Here is an 810-nt window from a genome sequence, read left to right on the forward strand (position 1 = left end):
TAGCATCTTATAAGTTAACTTTGCTTTTGTCTCTAAACTAAAATCTCTTTTAGCTATATGACTATTTAGTATAAATTTACTATTCTTATAACTATATTCTAAATTCCCATCATAGGCTATACTATGTTTTAATTTGTTATCTATTACATTAGTCATAATATTTTTAAATTGTACTACACTATCTGTATATTCAATTCCATTTTTTATTGTGTGTGTATGGCTTTTCTCTATCTGGGCATCTTCTAATTTACTCTTTTTATAACTATATGAATATTCATTTATTAGTTTTACTTTTTTATCTTTTTTTCTATATACTGTTATTTTACTTTCTATACCTACATTATCAGTACTTCCTGTTAAGTCAAATATTTCTTCTGCTAATGTTATTACACTTCTTTTATAATCTGACCTTGAATAATTTATACTTGTTTCTGTTATTCCTATTGGAAAAGATAATTTTAAATCTAGTGTCCCATTTTCTCTTGCCTTTTTTCTTTCATCTTTATCTATGTTATCACTTCTATCTGGTTTTATTGGTTGTACAAAGGTATATGATATATCAAGTTTTTCATTTAACAGTACTCCTTCTAGTCCTGCATTTACTGTATATTTATATATTCCTGTGTCAAAGTCATTACCATGATTATTGTATGAAAATGAAACATAGAATGGATTTTTCTTTTTATTTGTCATTATTATATTTGAGTATCCTTCTTTTGAAGAAGGTTCTATACTCACATTTATATCATTGCCTTTTGCATAATTAAAGTTCTCTATTAAGGTATCTATTTGCTCTATAGTATACTCTTG

The 810-nt window shown here is 25.2% G+C and carries 1 protein-coding gene; it reads right to left on the reverse strand.

Features of this window, described 5'->3' with window-relative positions:
* A partial coding sequence (locus AWT72_RS08670; protein ID WP_156413144.1) for a ShlB/FhaC/HecB family hemolysin secretion/activation protein occupies positions 1–810 on the reverse strand: 810 nt, incomplete at both ends.

The organism is Oceanivirga salmonicida (assembly GCF_001517915.1).
GTDB classification, from domain to species: Bacteria; Fusobacteriota; Fusobacteriia; order Fusobacteriales; family Leptotrichiaceae; genus Oceanivirga; species Oceanivirga salmonicida.